The sequence below is a fragment of the Thalassomonas actiniarum genome (genome assembly GCF_000948975.2).
GTDB lineage: Bacteria > Pseudomonadota > Gammaproteobacteria > Enterobacterales > Alteromonadaceae > Thalassomonas > Thalassomonas actiniarum.
The window spans coordinates 124,562-150,093 of sequence record NZ_CP059735.1 but is presented as its reverse complement, the minus strand read 5'-3'; the positions used below and the strand labels follow the sequence as shown (position 1 = coordinate 150,093).

The window sequence follows — 25,532 nt, the reverse complement described above, 5'->3', positions numbered from 1 at the left end:
GGCAATTAGTATAGTAACTGGTAGTACCTGTTCTTTGGTGTTCTGTTCATGAGCACAGCACCAAGAATGCCATCACTTTTATCCTGTTAAGCGCGGTTATGTTATATCAATCTCTTTATCTGCCCCTGCCCTGCGGCAGCCGGTTACACCTGATGTCCATCAATAAAGCCCACGCCGGAGATCAAGATAAAAAAGGCCTGCCGGTATTGATGGTACACGGCATGGTGGAAGACGGTCGCATCTTTTATCATCCCAGCGGCAAAGGACTCGGCAGCTATCTGGCCAAACAGGGTTACCAGGTATACGTAGCAGACCTGCGCGGCATAGGCAAAAGCACGCCTAAAATAGGCAAACACAGTTTACATGGCCAGAGCGAGACCATTTGTCATGACTTGCCGGCGATCATAGATTTTATCCTTGAACACAGCCAGCAACCTAAGCTACATCTGGCGGCCCATTCCTGGGGCGGGGTTTACCTCAATGCCATGCTATTACGCTTTCCCCATCTGGGTGACAAAGTGATCAGCGGCGTTTATTTTGGCAGTAAACGCCGGGTGCGGGTTAAAAATTTCGAACGCCTGTTGAAAATAGAGTTTTTCTGGAACCGCTTTAGCCCGCTGCTCAGTAAATCTTTTGGTTATCTGCCGGCCAAAAAGCTCAAATTCGGCGCCGATAACGAAACGTTAAAAACCCACAGGCAATGTGTCTCCTGGGTCAAAAACGACCACTGGCGTGACAGCGACGATAATTTCGATTACGCCCAGGCCGCTAAAAATCAGGTGCTGCCGCCGATCCACTATTTCGCCGCCATCCGCGATTTCAGCCTGGGACACCGCAGCGATGTTAAATTATTTATGTCTGAATCTTGCCTGAAACACGCCAGCTACCAGCTGCTCAGTAAAAAAGCGGGCAATAAACTCGATTACGATCACCTGAATATGCTCACCGCCGCGGAAGCGGTTGATGATCATTTTCCCCGGGTGCTGCAATGGCTACAACAAAAAGAAATAGAGCAAAATAACAACCAGGTATAACCAAAAGAAAACTAAAGAAAAATCAGAAGAAGCTTCCCTTCCGGCAATCGCTATTAAGCCATTGATTGCAGCAATAGAGCGTTGATATTGCTGCTTTTTCCTACCCGGCCAAATATTCGTAATAAAACATCAACTTTCATTTAAACGACATTCTGCTAAATTTCAGGCAAAAAAAAGCCGACAGTCTGACTATCGGCCTATAGCTATGAGGAAAGCTAGAATATACAAAAAATTACAACAAGCGTTCGCGTTAGGAACAAGTTCATTATAGAGTAACCACTCTAAGGAAGTAAAGCAAAAAATGTAATTTTTTTACAGTTTCTGTGTTTTTATTACAAACACAGGAAAAACAGGGGCTTCACTATGATTTTAGAGATGTTTTTTGTAAGAAAACAACCAAAGCAGGTGATAGCAATGAAGATTTGTCCGGAGCCAGAGCCCTGCCCCGTCATTTTGGGCATAAAAAAAGCCCCAAAAAGGGGCTTGTAAAATACTTTCAGAGATCAAAGGTAGTTCACTTAATAAGAACCGTTAGCTGTTAAGATAATTTCACATAAAATAAAATATTTTATGTCCCGATGAAATCCACAGCCTCCAATCCCAGCCTGCCTGTGAAAGTAAACGATAACTTAATGGGCCTGATGCCAGTTATCGCCGATACCGGCTTCGGCAATTAACGGTACATCCAGATCAACGGCATTATTCATGATCTCCACCAGTTTAGCCGTGGTTTCTTCAACGATATCCTGATGAATTTCAAAAATCAGTTCATCGTGTACCTGCATCGTCATTTTAATGCGCGGATCGTTTTGCTCTGTGATCCAGCTGTCTACCGCCAACATCGCTTTCTTGATAATATCTGCCGCCGTGCCCTGCATAGGAGCATTGATAGCGGCGCGCTCGGCGCCTTTTTTGCGCATCTGATTTTTCGATTTGATATCAGGCAGATACAAGCGACGGCCAAACAGGGTTTCAACATAACCCTGCTCGGTAGCCTGTGCCCGGGTATCTTCCATATAGGTCAATACGCCCGGATAACGTTCAAAGTACTTATCCATATATTGCTGCGCCTGGTGGCGGCCGATATCCAGCTGTTTGGACAAGCCAAATGCCGACATACCGTAAATCAAACCAAAGTTAATGGCCTTGGCGCTGCGGCGCTGATCGCCGGTAACCTGATCCAGGTCTACGGCAAAAATTTCTGCCGCCGTCGCCCGGTGAACATCACGTCCCTGGGCAAAGGCACTCACTAAACCGGCATCACCGGACAGGTGCGCCATAATACGCAATTCAATTTGCGAGTAATCGATGGCGACAATTTTATGGTCTTGCGGGGCGATAAAGGCCTCGCGGATCTTACGCCCTTCTTCACTGCGGATCGGAATATTCTGCAGGTTAGGATCGGTGGAAGACAAACGTCCGGTGGCCGCTACCGCCTGATGATAGGAGGTATGCACCCGGTTGGTTTTCCCGGCAACCATTAACGGCAACTTATCGGTATAGGTAGATTTAAGCTTACTCAGGCCGCGGTTTTCCAGGATAAGTTTCGGCAACGGATAATCCAGCGCCAGCTCCTGTAACACTTCTTCTGCGGTAGAAGGTGCCCCCTTGGGAGTTTTCTTGATCACCGGGATTTTCAGCTCTTCAAATAAAATTTGCTGCAACTGCTTAGGCGAGCCGAGGTTAAAGGATTTTCCTGCCAGGTTATGGGCTTCCACTTCCAGCTCTTCCAGTCGTTTGCCTAAGCTCTGGCTTTGCTGATCCAGCAGATCACAATCGATCAAGACCCCGTGCTGCTCCATTTTCGCCAGCACCGGCATCAGCGGCAATTCAATGTCATTATAAACACTTAACTGATTGGCAGATTTTTCCAACTGCGGGTAAATAGCCTGGTGCAACCGCAAGGTAATATCAGCATCTTCGGCGGCATAAAAACCCGCTTTTTCGATTTCTATCTGGTTAAACGTCAGCTGCTTGGCCCCTTTACCGGCAATATCTTCAAAATGTACGGTTTTATAACCCAGGTACTTTTCTGCCAATGCATCCATATTGTGGCGGGTGGCGACACTGTTTAAACAATAGGATTCTATCATGGTATCAAATGCCACACCCTGGAGCTCAATATCATAATGGGAAAGCACATTGGCATCGTATTTCAGGTTTTGGCCAAGTTTGGCTTTATTCTTATCTTCCAGCAAAGGCTTTAATTTACCGAGCACATAGTCGATATCCAGTTGCTCGGGGGCATCTTCATAATCATGTTTTAACGGCACATAGGCAGCTTTACCCGGCTGACACGCAAAAGACAAACCAACCAGTTCGGCTTTCATATAATCGACACTGGTGGTTTCGGTATCAAAGGCAAAATAATCCGCTGCCGTTAATTCTTTCAGCCAGGCTTCAAAAGCTGCCTGCTCGTAAATAATGTCGTAATCAGCCTCAACTTGCTGTTCGGCTTTTTCCTCGGCTTCACCTTCGTCACCTTTGTCACCCGCTCCCTTGCCGGAAGTCAGGTCCGCAAGCAAACGGCGTAATTCAAATTTTTGATAAAGAGACGTCAGGGCTTCAACATCCGCCTCTTTCGGCTGTAACTCGCTAACCCCCTGCTCCAGCTCGACATCGAGCTTGATGGTGGCCAGTTCATAGGATAACGGCAGCTGGGTCAGTGCCGCCCGCAGGTTTTCCCCTACCTTGCCTTTTACCTGGTCGGCATTGGCAATGACCCCGTCTAAACTGTCGTAGGCAGTCAGCCACTTAACCGCAGTTTTCGGGCCGCATTTTTCCACCCCGGGGATGTTATCGACCTTATCCCCCATCAGCGCCAGATAATCTATGATCCGGTCCGGTTTCACCCCGAATTTTTCCACAACCCCGGCTTCATCCATCTCTACATTGGTCATGGTATTGATCAGCCTGACATTCGGGCTTACCAGCTGGGCCATATCCTTATCACCGGTGGAGATCACCGTTTCTATGCCCAGATCACAGGCCTGGCGCGCCAGGGTGCCAATAACATCATCGGCTTCTACCCCTTCAATGACCAATAAAGGCAATCCCATGGCGCCGATAATCTCGTGGATAGGCGCTATCTGGCAGCGCAAATCTTCCGGCATCGGCGGACGGTTGGCTTTATATTCCGGATAAAGATCATTACGGAAAGTTTTTCCTTTGGCATCAAAAACCACCACGACATTACCCTGAGGGTAGTCTTTTTTCAGGCTGTTGATCATATTCAGCACCCCGGTAATCGCCCCGGTAGGCTGACCATCGGCAGTCGACAGTGCCTGAAGGTAAGGAACATGATAAGCACGGAATAAATACGAGGAGCCATCGACGAGAATAAGCGGAGATAATGAAGACGTTGTCATGATTTTTTTACGGTTGAAAATAAAAGTGACGCTAGCATGCCATATTCCGGAACTTGTCTCTACCGGCAGCAGGGAATTAGCTCAATATTCTAGGTGGCATCTGTGGATAACTTTGTTGAAAAGATGCAGGCGAATCCACATCAATTAAAAACTGATATGTTTATTTATAAATTAAAGGCATGATTTTGTTGATAAAAGGTGGTTTGTTCAGCCTTTTACCGCACAATTATTATTCTTTATTGTATGTGGATAAAAACTTAATGCTTCCGATTTGCTTCAGCCCCGAGCTGTATAAAAAACATTCAAAGTGAGTTCGGGCGAGCTAAAGATTACCAGATAACGCTGTTATTACCAGCAAATTATTAAATTATTTTTTAGCAATAAATCCGTTTCTGAAATAACAAAAAAACATAAGTCAGCCGTTACGGGCTTACATAACTGTTTGACCAGTTGGTTAAGTAAATAGTGATTATTTCTTCATTATTAGCATACAATATACACAGATAAATATTTTATCCTGTGGATTATTTTCACCGTAAACAGATAATTAAGACTTGATTTCAATCATAATAAATTCACTAAACGGTCAACAAAAAAAGCGGCAAATACCAACACCTGCCGCTGTACTCTTTATCGAAAAGATTGCCTTCTTCCCTGGCTGATAACTGTCTAGTTAGCCTCATCCAGCACTATGGCAGCAAAGGCCATGTTATTGCCCACTATGGTTTTAACATTCACCAGCTGCGCGGCAATACTGCTGCTGTCCCCGCCGGTAAAGCTGGAACCCCAGGTGTGAACACTGCCATCGGCTTTTATGGCCGCAAATGCTGAAGAGGTTGCCGAAAGACTGATGACATTATCAAACTCGGTAATGGCGCCGCCATTGGCCTTTGCCATCGATTTTACTGTGCCACCGGCTTCCAGCAGGGCAAACGCCTTGCTATTAACATTAACGGCAATCGCCGACGAACTCGAAGGTACAAAGTTCTTTTCCCTGTAGTCACCCGTGGTTACCGTGCCCCAGGCGAAGACGCTGCCGTAATGTTCAATACCGGCAAAACCACCGGTTAACGGATAAATAGCCCGGACATGTTGCTGATAGCCGGACACCTGACTAAAATCCCCTCCCTTGGGGGCCAACCCCCAGGTCACCACCTTACTATCACTGGTCAGCGCCGCAAAAGCATCTTCATTAGCCACCACCTGTTTGATATTGGTAAGGCCAGCCAATCCAGAGGTATCCCCCAGGTAATAATCCAGTCCCCAGGTCACCAGGCTGCCGTCATATTTTTCTGCGGCAAAAGTACGGTGGTTGCTGTAGATATGCTTGATAAACTTCAACTCACCACTCACAGCGCTGCTGTCGCCGCCATAATTACTATCCCCCCAGGTGACCACAGTGCCGTTGGCTTTTAATGCCGCAAAAGCACCGCCAGAGGCATATACTTCCCTGACATTGGTGAGCTGCGCTGCCACCGCACTGTCATCCATCCCCCAGGTCACCACAGTGCCGTCGCTTTTTAATGCCGCAAAGGCATAGCCACAGGAGATAATTTTTTTCACGCCGGTGAGTTTTTCCTGCACGGCTGAACTGTCGCCGCCATACCATTGTGGCCCCCAGGTCACTACAGTGCCGTCCGCTTTAAGTGCCGCCGCAGCCCCCATAGATGTGGTAATGCTCTTGACGTTCTTCAGCTGATCTGCAACAGCACTGGAGTCTCCGCCATTATTTTCATGGCCCCAGGTCACGACAGTACCGTCGGTTTTCAGTGCCATAAATGCCAGTTCTGTATGATAGATGTGCTCGACATCCGTCACATTTTGCACCGCATTATTATCACCGCCATAACGGCTGTTTCCCCAGGCCACGACCTTATTGGCGGCGAGTACACTATTACCGACACCAACCAGTAATACCAGCGCCAATGCCTTAGCGCCCATTCCCATGAAACCAGATTTATACTTCATCTTATTTTATCCTTGTTTAAAAGTTATCCGTCAAAGCCAAGTTCATAAAAACGGCCCGACCTTGTTAAATAGCGGTCACCGGGAAAAAAACTGGATAACTAAGATGTGAACACATAGTTTATGCTCGTTAACAATCGGCAATCATCACAATAACTGTTGGGACAGGCGTGGCTGGATAAAATCAATAAAGGCATGGAGTTTTGGGGTCGCCCCGACCCGGCTCGGATAAACCAGGTTAATTTCACCGTCCATCAAGGGGAAGTTCGTTAATACCCTGAGCAAACGACCGCTTTTGACACTTTCCCGGATCATATAATGGGGCAATACCCCTATGCCTAACCCCGCCAGGGTCCACTCATATATGGTAGACAATTCATTGGCACTGGCCTTAATCACGGTATTCTTGTTATGGCCATAGGCCTGGTAAACCCGCTCCCGGTTTGCCTCCATCACCAATAAGTCCATGCGCCCGGGATGCGCCGAAATATATTCGGGTGAGGCATAAGCCGCAATCCTGGCAATACCCAGCTTTTTCGCCACCAGGGAAGAATCATCAAGGGGACCTATACGGATCCCGGCATCAAAGCCCTCACGGATCAAATCCAGCCTTTGGTTATCATAAAACATGTTTAATTTAACCTCGGGAAATTTGAAAATAAACTCAGCCAAAATTGGCCGCAGCAATTGCTCTCCCAGGGTAAGGCTAGTGGTAATTTTCAACTCCCCCATGGGCTTTTCCAGCATTTGCAGGATCTTATTTTCCCCTTGTGCCAGCTGGTGAATAATTTGCTGGCAATATTCAAAATATAAGCGGCCCGCTTCGGTGAGAGAAATGCTGCGAGTGGTGCGCTCCAGCAACCTGACACCTATTTCCTGCTCTAAACGGCTGATACGCTGGCTAACATTGGATTTGGTGAGATTAAGCGCTTTGGCGGCGGCGGTAAAACTGCCCGATTGCGCCACATGGGCAAAAACTACCCTGTCATTATAATTTTTCATTAAATACCGGATAAGGCAAAAACTCTTATTGAATGCTTATATGTCGGCAAGGCGCAGAAATTCTTCAGTGTAATCGGTTACACTTTTTTATAAAACCAGCAGTTGAAATAAAAACTCCCCTTTAATTAACCATTAAAGGGGAGTTTACAAGAAGTTAGTTAAAACTGATCTGTCAGGTTAACGCATATCCGCTAACTTACCTTTGGAAAACCAGCTATACAATACCGGCAAGACGAACAGGGTTAACAGGGTGGCGGTTACCAGACCGCCGACAATAACCGTGGCCAGGGGTTTTTGTATTTCCGCACCGACCCCGTCGGATAACAACATAGGAATTAAACCTAAGGCGGAAGTGATCGCCGTCATCAATACCGGACGCAGCCGTGAGCTGGCGCCGTCAAATACCGCATCTTTGACTGCCAGGCCGTCTTTGACCCTTTGATTGATGCTCTCCACCATCACCACACCGTTCAGCACGGCAACACCGAACAAGGTGATAAAACCAACCGAGCTGGGCACCGACAGATACTGACCGGAAACATATAAAGAGAAAATACCGCCGATCACCGCCAACGGCACATTCACCAGGATCAGCATCGCCTGGCCAAAAGAGCTGAAGGCAAAATACAGCAGCAAGGCAATCAACGCCAGCGACACCGGCACCACCAGCGACAGGCGCTTCTGCGCCCTCTGCTGGCTTTCAAACTGGCCGCCGATATCCACCGAATAACCCGGCGGCAGCTGCACCTGGGCAGCGATGGCCTGACGAATATCCGCCACTACGCTGCCCATATCACGGCCCTGGACATTGGCCTGCACCACAACCCGGCGCTGGACATCATCGCGGCGCACCTGCGGCGGTCCCGCCTCTATGCTGACCTCGGCAACATCCGCCAGGCGCACCCAGGCGCCGGTAGGCGATTGTAACCTGAGCTCAGATATCGCCTGCTGATCTTTCCTGAAGCTCTCCTGCAGGCGCACATAAATATCATATCTCTCATTGGCATTGATGATCTGCCCGGCTTCCCGGCCCCCCAAACCGTCACTGACCACTTCCATGACATCGCCCACGGATAAGCCGTAGCGGGACAGCTGCTGGCGTTTAGGTTTGATCACTAGCTGGGCTTCACCGGCAATCTGCTCCATGGCAACATCTTTAGCGCCGGTCACGGTTTTCACCGCCTGCTCAATTTCCTGCCCTTTGGCCGCCAGCACCTTAAGATCTGAGCCAAATAGCTTGATCGCCAGCTGTGCCTTAACCCCGGATAATAACTCATCCACCCGGGTGGCTATCGGCTGGGAAAAATTCAGCAATAAGCCGGGATATTGTTCCAGCTTCATTTCCATCAAGGCCTGCAGCTGGTAGCGGTCTTCGGCGCTGGTCCATTCACCTACAGGTTTAAGACCAAGATAAATCTCGATATTATTGACCGGCTCGGGATCGCCGCCAATTTCCGCCCGGCCAATCCGGCTCAGGGCATAATTGACTTCCGGGAATTCCAGCAACATTTTCTCCAGCTCCGGCGCCACCGATAAGGCGGTTTCCAGGCTCGAAGACGGTGCCAGCGTCACCCTTAAGTTAATGGTGCCCTCTTCCAGTTCAGGCACAAATTCCGTGCCCAACCTGGGCACCACAGCTAAAGCCGACACCAAGAGCACCACAGCAAAACCGACCACTACCCCGGTTTTGCTCAAGGCTAAAACCAATGTCTTCCTGTACAGCTTATCCAGAGGGTTTAACAACAGGCTTTCCCGCTGGGTGACGCCATTTTTGAACAGGTAAGTGGCCAGGGCCGGCACCACTATCAGGGCAACCACTACCGCCGCCACTATCGCCAGCATGATGCTGACGGCCATCGGCTGGAATAACTTGGCTTCAACCCCTTCAAAGCTGAATAACGGCATAAAGACCACCAGGATAATAGCGGCGGCAAAAAAGATCGGCCGCACCACTTCCTGTCCGGCAGCCTTTAAACGCAAACCCATGGCGTTATTGCTGTGTAAAGCATTTTCCTCCCGGGTCAGGTGTTTAAACATGTTTTCCACCATCACCACAGAGCCGTCCACCAGCATACCTATGGCTACCGCGATACCACCAAGGGACATCAGGTTTGCCGACAAACCGCTCCAGGCCATGGTCATCAAGGCGATACCGATGGAAATCGGGATGGAAATCAGCACCAAAAAGGTGGCGCGCAGGTTCATTAAAAACAGTGCCAGCACAACAATAATAAAGACAAAGGCCAGCAACAGGGCATTGACGACCGTATCCACCGCCTGGGTGATCAAGTCCGCCTGGTCATAAAAAACTTCAAAGCGCACGCCTTCAGGCAGGGCCTGGTTGATCAGGGTTTCCCTGGCATTGATGCCGTCTATGGTCGACTTGGTATTGGCCCCCATACGTTTTAATACGATACCGGAAACCACCTCTCCTAAAGCAGATACCTTGCCATCTACCTCGCGCCGGGTCATAGTCACTGCCCCCTGGCGAATTTCACTGCCCAGGGTGACATGGGCAACATCATTAACGGTCACCACAACACCGTCCACGGTTTTTAACGGTATCTGGCGAATTTGCGCCAGCCCCTCCTGCTGCGGGCTTAACCAGCCCATACCACGGATCACCAGTTGCTCCTGGCCGCGGTTCATATACCAGCCGCCGGCATTCTGGTTATTCTGCTCCAGTGCCGCAACGACATCTTCCTGGGTCAGCTGATAGGCCAGCATACGGGCCGGGTTAACATTCACCTGGTATTGCTTAACATCGCCGCCAAAAGACAAGACATCGGTAACACCGTCTACCGGCATCAGCAGCAGTTTCACCACCCAGTCGTTAAGGCTGCGCAGCGCCATAGCGTCATAACCCGACTCCGGGTCTGCCAGCAGCAGATACTGGTATACCTGCCCCAGCCCCGAGGTATTGGGGCCGATTTCCGGCGTACCTACCCCTTGCGGGATCAGCTCTTTTGCCGCCTGCAAGCGCTCGAACACCAGCTGGCGGGCAAAATAAATATCTGTGCCTTCCCGAAAGACCACGGTAATGCCGGACAAGCCGGTTTTGGAAATAGAACGTACCTCTTCCACATCCGGCAAGGCGTACATCACCGACTCGATCGGGAAAGTGATCAACTGCTCCACTTCCTCCGCCGCCAGCCCCGGCGCTTCGGTATTTATCGCCACCTGAACGTTGGTCACATCCGGAAAGGCATCCAGGTTTAATTTTGGAATAATAAAAACACTGCTCACAATAAGTGTCAGTAAAGCAATCACCACCAATAACCGGTTGGTGACCGCCCAGTCGATCAAACGATTCAACATTAGCCGTCTCCTTAGGTTAAAACTTAGTGGTTATGCGGGTCGAAACCGCCTTTCGCCAGTTGTGATGCAATAAAAAACGCCCCTTTGGTGACAATACGGCTATTGGCCGCTACCCCCTTAATTTCACGCCACTGACCGGCAACATTATTAAAAGAGCGTCCCAGCACCACTTCCTGCATCAGAAATGATTTCGGCTCATCTTCAATAAACACCACCCAGTCGCCGTCACTGCTGCGCATCAGCGCGGTTTCAGGCACGGCCACTACCGGCTCACGGCTTTTTAAGGAAAAATAGACATCGGCAAACATGCCGGAATGCAACAGGTGGTTATCATTGGCGACTTCCAGGCGCACGATACGGGTACGGGTGAGCAAATCTATGGTATGGGCTTCCTGGGTCACCTTAGCGGTAAAATAGTTATCGCCGACTTTCACTTTCGCCAGGGTACCAACCGGTAAGTCCAGCTGGGTATTGGGGGCCAGGCGGGCTTCAATCCACAAGGTATGCTCATCGGCAACCACCATCAGGGATTCGCCGGGTTCCACCCTTTGCCCCTGCTGGAAATCATCCGATAAAATCGCCCCGTCACTGATGGCGGACAAGGTATATTCTCCCAACGGCTGGGCGCTTTTCGCCAGCGAAGCGATAGCCGCTTTGGATAAACCATAGGCCTGCAAACGGCCAAGGGCGGCATCATAAGCCGACTGGCCGCTGATATAACGCTTATCGCCAACAGATTTCTTGCCTAATTTTTGAATACGTTGCCATTCTGAACTGGCAACGCGGAAACTCGCCTGGGCTTCTGCCACGGTTTCGCTGAACAGGGTCACCAAAGGCTGGCCTTTTTCGACATGAGCGCCAAGCCCGACATGGCGGCGCAGCACCACGGAATCCACCCGCGGCGAGACAAGATAACTGGTATAACCGTTGGCTTTCACTTCACCCGGGGCATATAACTGGTAGTCCATGATAGCGGCGTTAGCAGTTTCCACCTCGATACCGGCTAATTTAATTTGCTGCCCGGAAAGGCTGACTTCACTGCCTTCACCTTCTTCTCCATGGCCGTGGCCGTCTTCTTCCCCGTGATCATCAGCGCCCGCGGCTCCATGATCATCATGCTCACCGTCATGGCCTTCATCATGATCTGCATGTTCTTGATCATGGCCGTTTTCTTTATCAGCCTCATGCCCGTCATGGTTATCTTTTTCCCTGGCAACCTGCTTGCCGGGCTCGCTTTTGCCGTGCTGGTGATCATGTTCCTGAGCAGAAACATTAGCTCCCGCAGTCAAAATGAATAAGGCCACTAACGGGATCAGGGTAATTAGTTTTATCTTCATGATTAATAATCCAAAATTCTTTATTTATAGGGAATCAGCAGAGAGCTGTTTGATAACAAGATCGATTTCTCCGGTTTGTAATAACCAGTCGATTTTCGCCCCCTGATAGGCGGTACGTAATTCAATACCCGCCTGTAAACCTTCACTGCGTTGCTGCAACGCCAGTAAATATTCCGAGGTACTGATATCACCACTTTGCCATTGCGCCGCCAATAAGCGGCTGGTGCGCTCGGCGCGCCCCTGCATCACGTCTAACCAGCGCTGGTATTTCTTTTGGTATTCAAGAAAAACCGCCTGTGATGCCTGTAAAGAAAATTGTTGTTTACGAATAACACTGCGATATAAGGCTTCCACAGAAGCCGCCTCTTGATTGGCGGCGCGGGCCTCATTGCTAAAGTCATTATTGATATTAAGCGGCATGGAAAAACTTAACGCCACCACATCATCACCGCCGGACTTACCGGCACTGAGACCAAAGGTAGGATCGGCCTTGGTTTCCAGCCGGGCGATAACAGCCTGCTGTTTTAAGGCCTGCCACCTGGCCTTGGCCGCTAAAATCCCCGGGTGGTTATCCAAATTCACCGGATTATTAACATCACCCAAAGACCAAAAGCGCTCGGGAATTTGGCCACTGGCGGCGTTCCAGCCGGGTAATAACTGACGTAAACCGGCTTCTACCCGCTGCAGCTGAGCCTGTGCCTGTGCCGTGGTATTCAGCTTTTGCGACAGGCTAAGGTAAGCAAGTTCGGCGTCCACCTGGCTTAAATCACCGGACTCCTGCCGCTGCTCCACCAGATTGAGCAAGGTATTGAGCTGGTTTTCCTGGGAGCGGGCCAGCTCCGCCAGTGCATTCACCGACTGCCATTTCACCAGGCTATGCAGCACCTCGGCGGTTTTTTCCTGCAGCAGCTGCTTATATTCCTGCCCGGCCGCCAGGCGGTCATAATCCCCCTGCTTCATGCGCACGCTGCGCTTATCCCACCAGTCTATGGTTTGATTGATAGCCAAAGTAAAATTATCATTGGCCCCTTCCTGTTCAAATTCCGTGGCCAGCTCAGGGTTATATAACCTTTTATCTTTACCGTCGGCCATTGACAACCGGGCGTTTACCGCTGCTTGGGCGGCAATAATATCCGGATGTTGCTCAATCTGTTGTTGTAACCATAATCCCCAGGATACCTGGGATTGCCCGCCTTTTTCGGCTGAGCTAAATGCCTGTGCTGTGCGGCTGTCCAGTGCTGAAGCCGAAGCTGTGCCATACGCAGGAACCAAGGCACCCGCCAGCAACAAAGCTAACGTCGTCTTTTTGTGAAATTTCATCGAATTTCATCCTCAAAAATCAAAATAATGCAGGTTGAATCTAGAGATTTAACCCGGTAACTAATTATTTTTAATCCGGAAAAAAAAAATCCCGGAAAGAGGATTAAGCTATCGGAGGTCGTTGATCTTGTGGCAGCAAGGCTGAAAGGTAACTTGAAGTGGTTTCTGCCAGTTGTTGTGAAGTCACAGCAAGTTTAAGTTTGTCCGTTTGTAACGCTAAAAATACCTGAACCGGATGGTGGCAATGGCCATGATGGCAATCCGGGTGCGCCGCTTCATTCTCTTGCCCATGATCCTGGTGTTGGCCAGAAAAGGAGAACGAGTCCTGGTGTGAAAGTCCACCAGCATGCTGATGTAAAGAAGAGTCAGGGGCTTGGCTTAATTCAAGATGTACGCTTTGTTGTTGGTGCTCCTGATGACTATCGGCGATCGCAAGCACAGACTGCAAGGCAATCAAGGTAGCAAACAGATAAGACATCCAAACTCGTAACATTAAAAAACGTTTCCTGAATATTGATTAAGCCGGGTTTAAAACCCCAAAACAATGAACCAATGAAGTTCATCAATGGTGGATAATACGTCAATTTTATCAAAAAAGCGATACAGGCAAACAAATCAAACCGGCACAAACCTGCTTTAAATCAAAGCAAATCATAAAAATGGCGCTGCCAACTGCGCGATAAAACCTCACTCAGACGGTATAAAGCTGCAAATCAAACTGATAATCATCCAGAACATCGGCAAGCTTTCTCGGCTGGAGAACCCGTTTATAAGCGAAGTCTTTATCCTTAGCGACCAAACATTTGCAAAACGCATCCAGCAGTGGCAGTTCCGGACACCATTGTTCAAGAAACAAAAACTGTCCCGATTCATTTACCTCCAAAAATACCCAGTCATTATCCCGGGTGACAATAAAATCAAAAGCGCCGCACACCAGATCCAGTTCATCCATCAAGGCGCAGGCCGCCCGGTATATTTCATCCGGCAACTCCACCGGGTCCGACAAAGTGCCCTGATGCTGATGCAACCGCCAATCGAGCTCCCCGTACTGCAAGCGGTTGGAGTCTATGCTGACGGCAAAATAGCTACGGCCAAAAAACTGCGCCCGCACCTCATATTGCTTGTCCACCAGGCGCTGATATATCCCGGGAGATGCACTGAGCAAGGTATCATTAGGCAAATGCTCAGCCGTTACCCGGGCACTATAGGTGGCATAATTTCTTCCTTGTTCATGCCAGGTCAAGGCATTAAGAGGTTTATAGAGGGTGTCTTGCCCTGAGTTGATAAATGCCTTAATGCCCTTAGGATCATTGCTGATCAGGGTTTGTGGGATAGTAAGCCCTACTTTTTCGGCAAGAGTCAGCTGTAACGGTTTTACATTCGCCCGGATGGCGGCCGCCTGCGGATTCAGCCAGAATGCATGCTCAAGCAAGGCCAGGCACGCCAGGTTGCTGCTGCACAGCTCCTGTTGCACAAACATTTTATCTTCGGGTACGATATAACCCGGCACCAGAGGGGTTTGCGGCCGACGATGCCAAACAACCTCAATGTCAGACAAGTCGGTGAGCTGATCAGCCCAGTGATATTCCAGGTGGGGGGTTTGCCCGTTAAGGCTAAAATTAACGGCTGAGTTTATCGCCAGCTTTTCACTCTGGTATAAGGTAACCCGGCAATCCATTTCGGTTAAAACCTTAGTCACCACATCCGAGTGCAGGTCATTGCTTTTGCTATTGATCAGTACATTTTTTATTTTATTGTACATAGCTTTAACTTTCCTTGTTAAAAACCGACTTCATGCAAGCGGCCATATCCACTCGACCTGCTCCTATCCACTTATCCTCTCTACCTTATTATATCTACCATAACCAAGGGGATAAGCAACCGGGAATTAGCCGGATCGGAGAAAAAGCAGATTAAGGGTAAAATAGCGTGAAAAGAACAGTAAAATTCCGGCCAGCGGCAACTTACCGGTCAGAAAAATAACCAACGAAACCGTAAGGGAACTATTCGCTGCAATAAAGCCGGTGCAGCACGGCGATCACCTCCACCACTTCCTCACTGTCCAAAGCATAAAAAATGGTTTGTGCCTGACGCCGGGTTTTAACATAACCCTGATTGCGCAGCCAGGCCAGGTGTTGCGACAGCGAAGACTGGGGTATGGGAAACAGGGCATTAAGCTCGGATACCGATAACTCTCCTTCCTGCAAGGCGCACAAAATCATCAGCCGGTGCTGGTTGCCCATGGCTTTTAACAGGGCGACCGCCTGCCCGGCGCTGGCTTCCAGCTGACTATAATCCCGCACACTTACCTCCAGATGCTATCGTTGCAAGCCCCGGATCAGCTTAAGCGCTTACCTTGCGTCTTATGCCAGCCTCTCAACCGGGCATAAAACTCAAGGTTTCCAGCGGGAAATCAATCCGGAACACCACATTCCCGCCAGCATGAATGCAATAAAGGCAAAAATTTTAACATCACCGCCGGATAAATTCACCACCGCCGGACCGGGACAGATCCCGGCCAGTCCCCAGCCCGTACCAAAAACAACCGCCCCCAACAGCAAAGGTTTGTCGATCTGCCGCTTTTGAGGCAAAGAAAAATCCTCCGCCACAAGCGGTTTTTCCCGCCGCCTGACCAGCAATAAATAGCCGGGAACATAGACGAGCAAGGCGCTGGCCATCACCAACAGTAAACTGGGATCCCAATGGCCGCTGATATCCAAAAAGCTCAGCACCTTATCCGGGTTGGCCATTTGCGAAACCAGTAACCCCACCCCAAAAAGCACCCCACAAAACAAGGCAATCAATAATTGCATATTAACCTCTCCCTTAAACTGTCAGTACAGACATCAGTTGCCTGAGCAAATACACCACCACCATAGCCGTTGCTATAAAAGTGAAGGTCGCCGTCACAGAGCGCCCTGACAAGCGCCCTATACCGCAAATACCATGACCGCTGGTACAGCCGGCTCCCAAAGCACTGCCCAGCCCCACCAGGAATCCCGCCGGTAAAATCAACCACCAGCTGACCCGGAGACTTTCAGGTAACCCGGCATGATAAGGCGCGAATAAAGGCGCCAGCACCAGGCCCAGCAAAAAAAACCAACGCCAGCTTCCCGCGCTATCGCCTGTAGTCAACACTGTGCGGATAATGCCGGAAATACCAGCTATCCGGCCATTAAGTACCAGCAGCAGCAGGGCCGACAGCCCCAAAAGTGCGCCCCCGAAAATAGCGCTATAAGGTGTAAACTCCGTCATTTTTACTCCAGCCTCTTTGGGCAGCAACAAGTTTTTCTTGTTAGCGGCACCCTAAATATCGTATATTTACAATATACGATTTAACGATATAAATTTCAACTAAAGAAACCAAACCGATAAGTGAGGAAATATGATCATCAATGGTAAAGCCCTGGCGCAAACAGCCAGAAAACACATCAAAGAAATCAGCTGCCAACAACTTGTCAGCCAGTTAACGCAGACTGCCGTCATCATTGATATCCGCGAAAGCACAGAACTGGAATCGGGCACAATTCCCGGCGCAGTACATATTCCACGGGGGGTGCTGGAAATGCAAATAGCCACTCATCCTATGGTCGCCGGCGAAGCTGAGCCGCTAGCTAAGCTGGCGCAGCAGGACATTTACCTCTATTGCCAGTCGGGGGCGCGTTCGGCACTGGCGGCCTTGTCTTTACAACAAATGGGCTTTGAGCGGGTTTATTCCCTGGGCGGAGGTTTTAACGCCTGGCAGCAGACAGTTTAAACAACTATAAATGCCCGTCCCGAAAAGCGCCACGGGCATAACCAAAGCGGTTAACGTCGGAGCATGCCCTTACTGCTTTTAGCCGACAATCGACAGCCAATTTTTCCGCATGACGCTATTCGCTTAAAGAGAGTTCGGCCACTTCTTTTTTTGCGGAAACCCGGACTGTCATCAAAAGCTGCGTCTGATCAATGTCGGTTAAATAATCTACATTGTCTGGCAACTCTCCGATGAGCTCAAATCTATCGCCGTTAAGTGCATACGACCACAGTTGAAAATCATCATTGACACCATAAATAACATTGTCTTTTACCAAAAACCGCCGCTCAGATCTTCCCTGGCCATCCAGCGCTTCAATATGCAGATCTTCAGCCGGTCCCGACTGCCAAAACCTGTCCATATCATCGATATAGACTAAGTCGCCGCTCTCACTTTTATCCGCCCAGTTAACTTTCTTGTCGTTAATAATGCGAAGCTCTAAGCTGGCTAAATTGAGCTCGGCCAATGTTAACACCCCTTTGATACGCACAAGCAATAAAGCGCTGTTATTGTTACTGTCCCATTGGAACAGTTCGGCAACAGGATATGCCAACGGAAAAGATTGCTGCCTTGCATCCAGGTATACCCGGGTTAACGCATAATTGGCATTAACTAAAAGGCTTGTACCGTCTGCCGCCCACTCCATGCCATTTATATCAGTATCCATAGGAAAGCGACTGAGTTGCCGTGAACCTTTGCCGCCGGTTATCCAAAGCTGTTCATCTCCCGAACGTTCCGATTCATAAGCGATTAACTCGCCGTCAGGTTGCAATATGGCGCTGTCTTCACCGAGTATCGAGCGTTCCAGTACGGAGAGGTTTTGGCTTTGCGCCTGTTTTATCCGTGAAAGGGGCACCGACACTATATCGCTGTCATAGTGCCCTTTAATGACCAGCATGCGCTTGCCGCCAGGATGAAATACCGGCGATCCCATGGGTTCATCAAGCGGCAAGCTGATATTGCTTACCTGGCCGTCATAAGACAGGGTAAACAACTGCCTGCCCGTGCTGAAAACGAGTTGATTTTCTACAGGAGAAAAATTGGGGTATATCAACTTGAAGTTCGCGATTTCTTTTGGATATTTTATCCGGTGACTTGATAAAACCTGGCCATCCGGTTTGAGCACTTCAATATAATAATGGCCGTCATGATGAATACTGGTCAGTGCAATCAAATCGTCCGCGACCGAATAGTCATAGTCAATAATATTGCCATCTTGCCGCTCGTATATCACAGTGCTTTTGTTATCCGCAATCGAATAGCTGGCTAACTTCCAGCGATTAGAAAACTCCTGCAACAAAGCAACGTTACTATTGTTTAGCCACTTGGGTTTGATGATTTTTGAATTTTTGCACTCCATCAACAGGCTCGGAGATTGAGGCGTCTCAAGTGCCTTATGAAAGTCAAAACTCATTAATTTATAACATTGCTTCTGGGTGATCGGCTTATTGCAATCTGCAGACTCGATAAAAACCAGTTGCTTGCCGTCTCTGGAAAAGCTATGGCTGCCGTATGACCCCAAGTTTTCGGTGAGCCGGCTTTCCTCTTGAGTGTCAATGTTCTTTGCCCAAATATTATTTTGGCAAAATTCGCCCGAATAACGGAGGAACACCACATATTGCCCGTCGGGTGAATAAATACCGGCGAGCTCTTTGTTGTCTGTGGCGGTCAGCGAGCGTAATTCCCCAAAGGACAGTTTCGACGTTTGTTCGGGTATCAGGTAACTGGCGCCCATTACAGCCAGAAAAACAATACCAAGTACAATGGCCATCAGGCCCAAGCCGGGTTGTGAAGATTCCGGCTTCGCTGTTGTATTTGTTTCGTAATCGGCTCCATTAACAAGGCTCGCTTCCACTGCCTCGTCCCCGGCGCAGTCGATATCTGCCGGATCAGCCTTGCTCGAACTGGCTTTATCATGCCACCTGACATCGCACTCCAGACTATAGCCCTGTTTGGCATGGGTCTTAATATAGATTTGAACCTTGCTATCGTCACCCAGTGCTTTTCTTAACTGGGCGATGCTTCTTTGCAAGGTATTGGGTGAGACCACAGTATCCGGCCAGACATTCGTCAACAGTGTGTCCTGGCTCACCACCTTTCCCTGGTTTTCAGCCAGGTAGGTGAGCACCGCCAAAGCTTTCGGGGCAATGATTTGAGATTGTTTATTTTGCGTGATTTGATTTCTGGATAAATCAATAAAAAAACCACCAATCCAATATTGCTCTGCCATGTAACCTCTATTCAGGATGAAAACCGGTGCTAAAAGTGAATCTAAATAAAGTGAAACACCTTAGCACAAGCCAGAGGCCAACTAAAGACAACAAGGTAACCATCTGATAACAAGCACCTTTTACCTTATCAGCAAGACGTCAGCGAAAAATCATCATAACTTCAAGTATTTTAATTTCGATTCGTTAACTTTAACCCTCTTACATGATTTAAAAACGAACCTAAGCTTATTCGGAGAAAAAAAATGACCAAGAGTTTAATCCTGGTGCTGTTATTTTCACTACCTTTGTTAACAGTCCAGGCAAGCGGAACAAATGATTTCACCTTACCGAAAATACAAGTTGTCCCTATCAAAGACACCCGGGAAAACAGGCAGTATGAGCTGTATATCAAGCTGCCCGAGGAATACGAAAAACATAAAGATAAGAGCTATCCTGTGCTCTATTTTACCGACGCCATCTGGCATGTCGAATTATTATCCGCTGCCACTGAATTTCTGCTGGAAGAGGTTATTCTGGTTGGCATTTCCTGGCAGAAGGACATCAGTGAAGACTTACAGAAAGAACTTGGGGCACATGTCAGTCGCTATCGGGATTATTCGATAAACAAGTCAAGCAACCCGGAACGCCAGGCTAAATATCAATTCGGCCAGGCAAGTAATCATCTGGCATTTATTCGTCAAGATGTCATTAAACATATAGAAAAAAACTACCGAACCCAGCCTGACAATCGCAGCTATTTTGGTTATTCCGCCGGAGGTTTATTTGGCACTTATATCTTAATGGCACAACCCGATACCTTTAAAAACTACATTCTTGGCAGCCCGTCACTTTGGAGAAATATTCCCCTGCTCTCTGAACTTGGCGCTAAGGCAGCTTTAAAACATAAGGGCCTAAATGCCAACGTTTTTATTTCATACGGCACCTTGGAGAAGGAACTGGGCGAACATATCAGGGAATTCACTCAGCTGCTGAAAAGCAGAAACGATAACAGTTTGTCTTTAAAGCATCCGGTGATTGAGGGTAGCCACCAGACAGCGTTTCCTCTGACCGGCGTACGCAGCATGACCTGGTTATCAAACTTAACCAAAGCAGGAGCTAAATCATGAAACCGCTTAATATCTTTTGGCTGCTGCTACTTTCTTTTCTCACCTTAGGTAACAAAAGCTACGGAGATAACCCACTTCCCGCCCTTGAAGGCCCTTATCTCGGGCAAAAACCGCCGGGATTAATCCCTGAAGTGTTCGCCCCCGGCGTTGTCTCAACCGCTCATCGTGACCTGAGCGCTTTCTTCACACCCGACATGCAAGCGTTCTATTTCACCAGGAAAGAGAACAACAGCAAAAAGTGGTCATTAATCACTTTTACCTTAGAAAATAACCGGTGGCGCAAATCTGCCGTAGTCCCCAGGGTAGGCCGCCCTTTTATCTCGCCGGATGGTAAAACCCTGCACTTGGGCAAAAAGTACCGGCAGCGCAACCCTGCCGGCTGGTCAGAAATAAAAAACCTTGGCGCCCCTTACGAGGATATCCGCATCATGCGCCTTACCGCATCATTAACAGGCACCTATGTTTTTGACGAGGGCACGAGGGACGGCAAGGGTGTTCTTCGCTATTCACGTTTAAACGGCGACCAACGTGAACAGCCAAAACCCCTCGGCAAAGCAATCAACACCGGCAAGTGGAATGCTCACCCTTTCATTGCACCGGACGAGTCCTACCTCATGTGGGATGGTGAAAGAGACGGTGGCTTTGGCGGTAATGATATTTATATCAGTTTCAGGCAGCCGGATGGCTCATGGAGCGCCGCCATTAACTTAGGGGATAAGGTCAACACCGATGGCGAGCAATCCAGTCCCTATGTCACGCCGGACGGAAAATACCTGTTCTTTAACAGCTACGACAGCCAGGGAAACGGGGATATCTATTGGGTAGATGCCCGGATAATAGAGACGCTTAGATCTAAGCCGGCATCCTGAAACAGCAACTAAGCTTTTTATTCCCCCTGCCGCTTTACGGCAGGGGGATAAAAGCATAACAGGCGGGTTCTTATGTCAGGGTGACGAACTCTTCTGCCGAGGTCGGATGAATAGCCACGGTATTATCAAAGTCACTTTTAGTGGCCCCCATCTTCATCGCCACGGCAAAGCCCTGCAGCAATTCATCGCTGCCAAACCCTATGCTGTGGATACCGACGATTTTCTCTTCCTTGCCGACACAAATCAGTTTCATCCGGGTCGGATCCCGGTATTCGTCGGTGATCGCCTGATAAAGGGCGGTAAACTGGGAGTTATACACTTTTACCTGCTCTTCGCCATATTCGGCAATGGCTTCCGGTTCGGTCAAACCTACGGTGCCGATCACCGGGTGGCTGAATACCACCGTAGCAATATTGGCATAATCCAGGTGTTCATGGGGCTTATTGTTAAATAAACGCTCACATAAGCGGCGCCCTGCCGCCACCGCTACCGGGGTTAACTGTGCCCGGCCGGTATTGTCGCCGACGGCATAAATGCCTTCGACATTGGTATTCTGGTATTTGTCGGTGGGGATAAAACCGCGCGCATCCACCTCGACCCCGGCCGCTTCCAGGTTGATATTGTCTGTGGCCGGCTCCCGGCCGATGGCCCACACCACTTGCTGTACCGGGCCAACCGTTTTGCCGTTTTCCAGGTGGATCACTAAAGTACCATCGGCTAATTTTTCCACCCGCTCGGGAATGCTGTGGGTATGCAGGGTCGGCCCGTGTTTGGCCATCTGCTCCACTAAAGTGTCTTTTAATACCGGGTCAAAATTACGCAGCGGCCCTTCTTTACGCACCAGCAAGTGAGTTTCACTGCCCAGCCCCTGGAACACACCGGCTAATTCAACGGCAATATAACCGGCGCCGACCACGGCCACAGACTCCGGCTGTTCGGTCAGGGCGAAAAAGCCGTCCGAGTCGATGCCGTATTCCGCCCCTTCGATATCGGGTATCTGCGGACGGCCGCCGGTGGCGATAGTAATATGATCTGCGGTATATAAGGTACCGTCCACTTCCACGGTATTTTTATCGACAAATTTGGCAAACCCGTTGATCACGGTCACATCGTTATTATCAAAACCACGCTGGTAGGCGGCATGGATGCGCTCGATATAGGCTTCGCGGTTTTTCACCAAACGGCCCCAGTCAAAAAGGGCTTTTTGCCCGGTACTTTCCTTTGCCAGGAACCCGGCAAAACCATAATCAGGGGCGTAACGCATGGCATCGGCAATTTGTCCGGCATACCACATGGCTTTTTTCGGTACACAACCGACATTGACGCAGGTACCGCCAATGTATTTAGCTTCAATCACCGCGGCTTTTTTACCGTGTTTTGCCGCCCGGTTGGCAGAGGCAATACCGCCGCTGCCGCCGCCTATGGCGATATAATCAAAATGTTGTGTCATCTTGGTGCCCTTAAAATGTATCGGATATTATGGTTAGAGAAATAGTAGAAAATGAAAAGACCGCCTCAGGCAGATATCACTTTCACTTGTGCTTTAAAGGTATAATGTGGGCGCAGCCGGGTCAGGATTCAAGCGTTCGAGAAAATTTAACCCGGTGGGTATATGTATCAATGCCTTGACAGCCGTTAGACAAACTCCAATTCCGGCGCGGTCACTTCAATATTGTTGATCATCAGCATTTCCATTAACTCATCCGCTTCGACCGGCTTGCTGTATAGATAACCCTGGATAAAATGGCACTGGCGATCCACCAGGTAAAGCATCTGCTCCTTGGTTTCCACCCCTTCGGCAATACAGGACATGTTCAGGCTTTTTGCCAGCACTAAGGTGGCATCGACTATGGCCTCATCGGTTTTATCCCGGCCGATGCCGGAGACAAAACTGCCGTCAATTTTAATGATATCCAGCGGCATCTGCTTTAAATAAGACAGCGAAGAATAGCCGGTGCCAAAGTCGTCCAGCGCCAGCTTGACCCCGAGTTTAGACAGGGCGTTCATGGTGCGGATCGCCTTTTGCGGCTCGGCAATAAAGGCGCTTTCGGTAATTTCCAGCTTTAGCGCTCCCGGCGGCAAATCATATTCTTCCAACAACTTTTTCACATAAGGCAAAAGATTATCCTGGGCAAAATGCTGCGGCGCCAGGTTCACCGACAAAAAGATGCCCGGGCGTACCGCATGCCAGCGTTTCAGATCCGCCAGCCCCTTGCACAACACACTTTCCGTCATCGGGATGATCAGCCCCAGCTCTTCGGCAATGGGAATAAAATCCATCGGCGGCACCAGGCCTTCATCGGTGCGCCAGCGCATCAACAGTTCTACGCCGATGGCCTTGCCGGTAAAGGCATCCACCACCGGCTGGTAATGGTTGATCAGCTCGTTATTGGCCACCGCCAGCTTAAGTTCCGATTCTTTCCTCAGCCTTTCTTTGGCTTCAAAATTCATGCGCGGGGTGAAAAACTGGAAGGTATTGCGGCCAATCTGCTTGGCGTGATACATGGCAACATCGGCGTTTCTCAGCAGCTCGCTGGAATTGCCGGCATCTTCCGGATACAGGGCAATACCGATGCTGGCGCCGATGCAAACCTCGTTGTTGTTGAGCAAAATCGGCTTTTCCACCTCGCGGATCACTTTTTCCGCGATCCGCCCCAAATGGCTGTTGCTGCGAAAAGACTCCAGCAACACCACAAATTCATCGCCGCCGATGCGGGCCACGGTATCGTCGCCGCGCAAAATCTCCGTCAGCCGGTTGGAAATTTCCTTGAGCAATAAATCCCCGCATTCATGCCCCAAAGAATCATTAATCTGCTTAAAGCGGTCCAAATCGATAAAAAACAAGGCAATAGAATCTTTTTTGCGGATGGAATAATCGATGGCGTGTTTGATCCGATCCAGCAGCAAGGCCCGGTTGGGCAGCTCGGTCAGGTGATCATAATTGGCCAGGTAGCGCAGCTCTTTTTCGGCATTTTTCTGGGCGCTGATATCCGTCAGCACCAGAATATAGTGCAATCGGTTATTGGTGCGGTTGCGGCTGACACTGATATTGATGATCACATGATATTCCTGCCCGGTTTTGGTGGCGATCAGCTCTTCGCCGCGCCAGTGATCATTTTCATGCAGGGTGGAAAACAATTCCCGGTAAAATGCCAGCCGTTTAGGGGTAATGCCCAAGGTATTGGGTTCAAAGGCAAATTCTTCCGCTTCCCAGCCAAACACATCCCGCAGCGATTGGTTGGCGGTCACCTGATTAAAGTTTTCATCGATGATCAATACCCAGTCCTTGGTGAGCTTAAAAGCATCGCCATAATACTGGGCGCGCTCTTCATCTGCCCGCGACTGGGTGATATTGGTATAAGAGCCGGTGATCCGGGTGGGCTCCCCCAGGGTATTGACCGCGACAATTTTGCCGAGATCTTTGTACCAGAGCCACTGGCCGCCGCGACTTTGCAAACGATAGGTACAGGAAAAAGTGGCATTGAGATCGCCGTTATCGATAAACAGCTGCCACATGGTTAAAAAGGTGTCTTTATCGTCGGGATGGATCAAACCGATATGCTGGTCAAAAGCATAAAACGGGCTGTCCTGGCTATAATGCAGCTCGGCGGTGAAACGTTTGCCAAACATCTGGTTTTGCGCCGACAGCCAATCCCAGACTTCACTGTCGCTGCCCGTAAGCGCCAGCTGTAATCTTTGTTCGCGAAATTTTACCTGCTCATGGGCTTCCAGCAGCCGCTGCCTTTGCCTCTGGCTGCGGTAATGCCATATCCCCACCAACAACAGCAATACCAGGGTATAAACAATATAAACCGATAAGCTGTTAAATTGTCCTAAACCGGCGCCTAACGGCTGGCCGATACCCGTCTGCTGATCTTGTGCCACCACCAAAAAACCATACCCCCCGCCAAGCACAAGGGAATAGCAAACAAACTTCAGTAGTTGAAGCAGACGATATTTGATCGATATTTTAGGGACAACTGGCTGGCTCATATTCACACTATATCTAACATTTATCTGACAAAAGGATGATAAATATCAGTAGTCGTCAATAACTAAGCCGCTCCCGGGTTTCGGGCGAAGACAAAAGGTTAAATCTACCGATTCATCCATGAATAACACCTGGTGGATAAGGCAGCCCTCAGGTCCAAGCGCTTTGATAAGCGTTTACAGAGTCGGGCGTGGC

Annotated in this window: 18 protein-coding genes; 4 read left to right on the top strand and 14 right to left on the bottom strand. The window is 49.3% G+C overall.

What is annotated here, in order from left to right:
- Positions 1 to 98 precede the first annotated feature (98 nt).
- A complete protein-coding gene (locus tag SG35_RS00650) occupies positions 99 to 1,034 on the top strand; it encodes an alpha/beta fold hydrolase (protein ID WP_044835268.1) in 936 nt (311 codons plus the stop codon).
- Positions 1,035 to 1,663: 629 nt separating this feature from the next.
- Here the strand turns inward: SG35_RS00650 and polA are convergent.
- The 11 genes from polA to SG35_RS00595 form a co-directional block, all read right to left on the bottom strand.
- Positions 1,664 to 4,402, bottom strand: a complete 2,739-nt coding sequence (gene polA, locus SG35_RS00645) for a DNA polymerase I (protein WP_044835267.1) — start codon at positions 4,400 to 4,402, stop codon at positions 1,664 to 1,666.
- 669 nt (positions 4,403 to 5,071) lie between these two features.
- Positions 5,072 to 6,370: an RCC1 domain-containing protein gene (locus SG35_RS00640; protein WP_152646785.1), complete on the bottom strand. Its 1,299-nt coding sequence runs from the start codon at positions 6,368 to 6,370 to the stop codon at positions 5,072 to 5,074.
- A gap of 144 nt (positions 6,371 to 6,514) precedes the next feature.
- Positions 6,515 to 7,369 (bottom strand): LysR family transcriptional regulator, encoded by an 855-nt coding sequence (locus SG35_RS00635; RefSeq protein WP_044835265.1) that lies wholly within the window; start codon positions 7,367 to 7,369, stop codon positions 6,515 to 6,517.
- Positions 7,370 to 7,546: 177 nt separating this feature from the next.
- Entirely contained in the window at positions 7,547 to 10,687 is a 3,141-nt protein-coding gene (locus tag SG35_RS00630; protein WP_044835264.1) for an efflux RND transporter permease subunit, read from the bottom strand.
- 23 nt (positions 10,688 to 10,710) lie between these two features.
- Complete coding sequence (locus tag SG35_RS00625) at positions 10,711 to 12,024, bottom strand: efflux RND transporter periplasmic adaptor subunit (RefSeq protein ID WP_044835263.1); 1,314 nt, start codon at positions 12,022 to 12,024, stop codon at positions 10,711 to 10,713.
- Positions 12,025 to 12,048: 24 nt separating this feature from the next.
- Positions 12,049 to 13,344 (bottom strand): TolC family protein, encoded by a 1,296-nt coding sequence (locus tag SG35_RS00620; RefSeq protein WP_053043350.1) that lies wholly within the window; start codon positions 13,342 to 13,344, stop codon positions 12,049 to 12,051.
- 103 nt (positions 13,345 to 13,447) lie between these two features.
- Positions 13,448 to 13,837 (bottom strand): hypothetical protein, encoded by a 390-nt coding sequence (locus tag SG35_RS00615; protein WP_152646784.1) that lies wholly within the window; start codon positions 13,835 to 13,837, stop codon positions 13,448 to 13,450.
- Between the two features lie 198 nt (positions 13,838 to 14,035).
- Complete coding sequence (locus SG35_RS00610; protein WP_044835261.1) at positions 14,036 to 15,106, bottom strand: MvdC/MvdD family ATP grasp protein; 1,071 nt, start codon at positions 15,104 to 15,106, stop codon at positions 14,036 to 14,038.
- Positions 15,107 to 15,347: 241 nt separating this feature from the next.
- Positions 15,348 to 15,647 carry an ArsR/SmtB family transcription factor gene (locus SG35_RS00605; protein ID WP_152646783.1) on the bottom strand — a complete coding sequence of 100 codons (300 nt, stop codon included), beginning with the start codon at positions 15,645 to 15,647 and terminating at the stop codon, positions 15,348 to 15,350.
- Positions 15,648 to 15,737: 90 nt separating this feature from the next.
- Entirely contained in the window at positions 15,738 to 16,157 is a 420-nt protein-coding gene (locus SG35_RS00600) for a YeeE/YedE family protein (protein WP_044835259.1), read from the bottom strand.
- A gap of 13 nt (positions 16,158 to 16,170) precedes the next feature.
- Positions 16,171 to 16,599 carry a YeeE/YedE family protein gene (locus tag SG35_RS00595; protein WP_044835258.1) on the bottom strand — a complete coding sequence of 143 codons (429 nt, stop codon included), beginning with the start codon at positions 16,597 to 16,599 and terminating at the stop codon, positions 16,171 to 16,173.
- Between the two features lie 130 nt (positions 16,600 to 16,729).
- On the opposite strand from SG35_RS00595, the gene SG35_RS00590 reads away from it, so the two are divergent.
- A complete protein-coding gene (locus SG35_RS00590; RefSeq protein ID WP_044835257.1) occupies positions 16,730 to 17,101 on the top strand; it encodes a rhodanese-like domain-containing protein in 372 nt (123 codons plus the stop codon).
- Positions 17,102 to 17,216: 115 nt separating this feature from the next.
- Here the strand turns inward: SG35_RS00590 and SG35_RS00585 are convergent, their stop codons facing one another.
- On the bottom strand, positions 17,217 to 19,370 hold the full coding sequence (locus tag SG35_RS00585; RefSeq protein ID WP_044835256.1) for a winged helix-turn-helix domain-containing protein: 2,154 nt from the start codon (positions 19,368 to 19,370) through the stop codon (positions 17,217 to 17,219).
- A gap of 243 nt (positions 19,371 to 19,613) precedes the next feature.
- On the opposite strand from SG35_RS00585, the gene SG35_RS00580 reads away from it, so the two are divergent.
- Complete coding sequence (locus SG35_RS00580) at positions 19,614 to 20,477, top strand: alpha/beta hydrolase (RefSeq protein ID WP_044835255.1); 864 nt, start codon at positions 19,614 to 19,616, stop codon at positions 20,475 to 20,477.
- A complete protein-coding gene (locus SG35_RS00575) occupies positions 20,474 to 21,346 on the top strand; it encodes a TolB family protein (protein WP_044835254.1) in 873 nt (290 codons plus the stop codon). The genes SG35_RS00580 and SG35_RS00575 overlap by 4 nt, the downstream gene beginning before the upstream one ends.
- Before the next feature lie 70 nt (positions 21,347 to 21,416).
- On the opposite strand, the gene gorA is transcribed toward SG35_RS00575, so the two are convergent.
- Positions 21,417 to 22,796, bottom strand: a complete 1,380-nt coding sequence (gene gorA, locus SG35_RS00570; protein ID WP_044835253.1) for a glutathione-disulfide reductase — start codon at positions 22,794 to 22,796, stop codon at positions 21,417 to 21,419.
- 185 nt (positions 22,797 to 22,981) lie between these two features.
- On the bottom strand, positions 22,982 to 25,339 hold the full coding sequence (locus SG35_RS00565; RefSeq protein ID WP_053043349.1) for a sensor domain-containing protein: 2,358 nt from the start codon (positions 25,337 to 25,339) through the stop codon (positions 22,982 to 22,984).
- Positions 25,340 to 25,532 lie beyond the last annotated feature (193 nt).

Coding starts and splice junctions, on each gene's coding strand:
- SG35_RS00650 (WP_044835268.1), top strand. CDS start 99: ATGTTATATCAATCTCTTTATCTGCCCCTGCCCTGCGGCAGCCGGTTA.
- polA (WP_044835267.1), bottom strand. CDS start 4,402: ATGACAACGTCTTCATTATCTCCGCTTATTCTCGTCGATGGCTCCTCG.
- SG35_RS00640 (WP_152646785.1), bottom strand. CDS start 6,370: ATGAAGTATAAATCTGGTTTCATGGGAATGGGCGCTAAGGCATTGGCG.
- SG35_RS00635 (WP_044835265.1), bottom strand. CDS start 7,369: ATGAAAAATTATAATGACAGGGTAGTTTTTGCCCATGTGGCGCAATCG.
- SG35_RS00630 (WP_044835264.1), bottom strand. CDS start 10,687: ATGTTGAATCGTTTGATCGACTGGGCGGTCACCAACCGGTTATTGGTG.
- SG35_RS00625 (WP_044835263.1), bottom strand. CDS start 12,024: ATGAAGATAAAACTAATTACCCTGATCCCGTTAGTGGCCTTATTCATT.
- SG35_RS00620 (WP_053043350.1), bottom strand. CDS start 13,344: ATGAAATTTCACAAAAAGACGACGTTAGCTTTGTTGCTGGCGGGTGCC.
- SG35_RS00615 (WP_152646784.1), bottom strand. CDS start 13,837: ATGTTACGAGTTTGGATGTCTTATCTGTTTGCTACCTTGATTGCCTTG.
- SG35_RS00610 (WP_044835261.1), bottom strand. CDS start 15,106: ATGTACAATAAAATAAAAAATGTACTGATCAATAGCAAAAGCAATGAC.
- SG35_RS00600 (WP_044835259.1), bottom strand. CDS start 16,157: ATGCAATTATTGATTGCCTTGTTTTGTGGGGTGCTTTTTGGGGTGGGG.
- SG35_RS00595 (WP_044835258.1), bottom strand. CDS start 16,599: ATGACGGAGTTTACACCTTATAGCGCTATTTTCGGGGGCGCACTTTTG.
- SG35_RS00590 (WP_044835257.1), top strand. CDS start 16,730: ATGATCATCAATGGTAAAGCCCTGGCGCAAACAGCCAGAAAACACATC.
- SG35_RS00585 (WP_044835256.1), bottom strand. CDS start 19,370: ATGGCAGAGCAATATTGGATTGGTGGTTTTTTTATTGATTTATCCAGA.
- SG35_RS00580 (WP_044835255.1), top strand. CDS start 19,614: ATGACCAAGAGTTTAATCCTGGTGCTGTTATTTTCACTACCTTTGTTA.
- SG35_RS00575 (WP_044835254.1), top strand. CDS start 20,474: ATGAAACCGCTTAATATCTTTTGGCTGCTGCTACTTTCTTTTCTCACC.
- gorA (WP_044835253.1), bottom strand. CDS start 22,796: ATGACACAACATTTTGATTATATCGCCATAGGCGGCGGCAGCGGCGGT.
- SG35_RS00565 (WP_053043349.1), bottom strand. CDS start 25,339: ATGAGCCAGCCAGTTGTCCCTAAAATATCGATCAAATATCGTCTGCTT.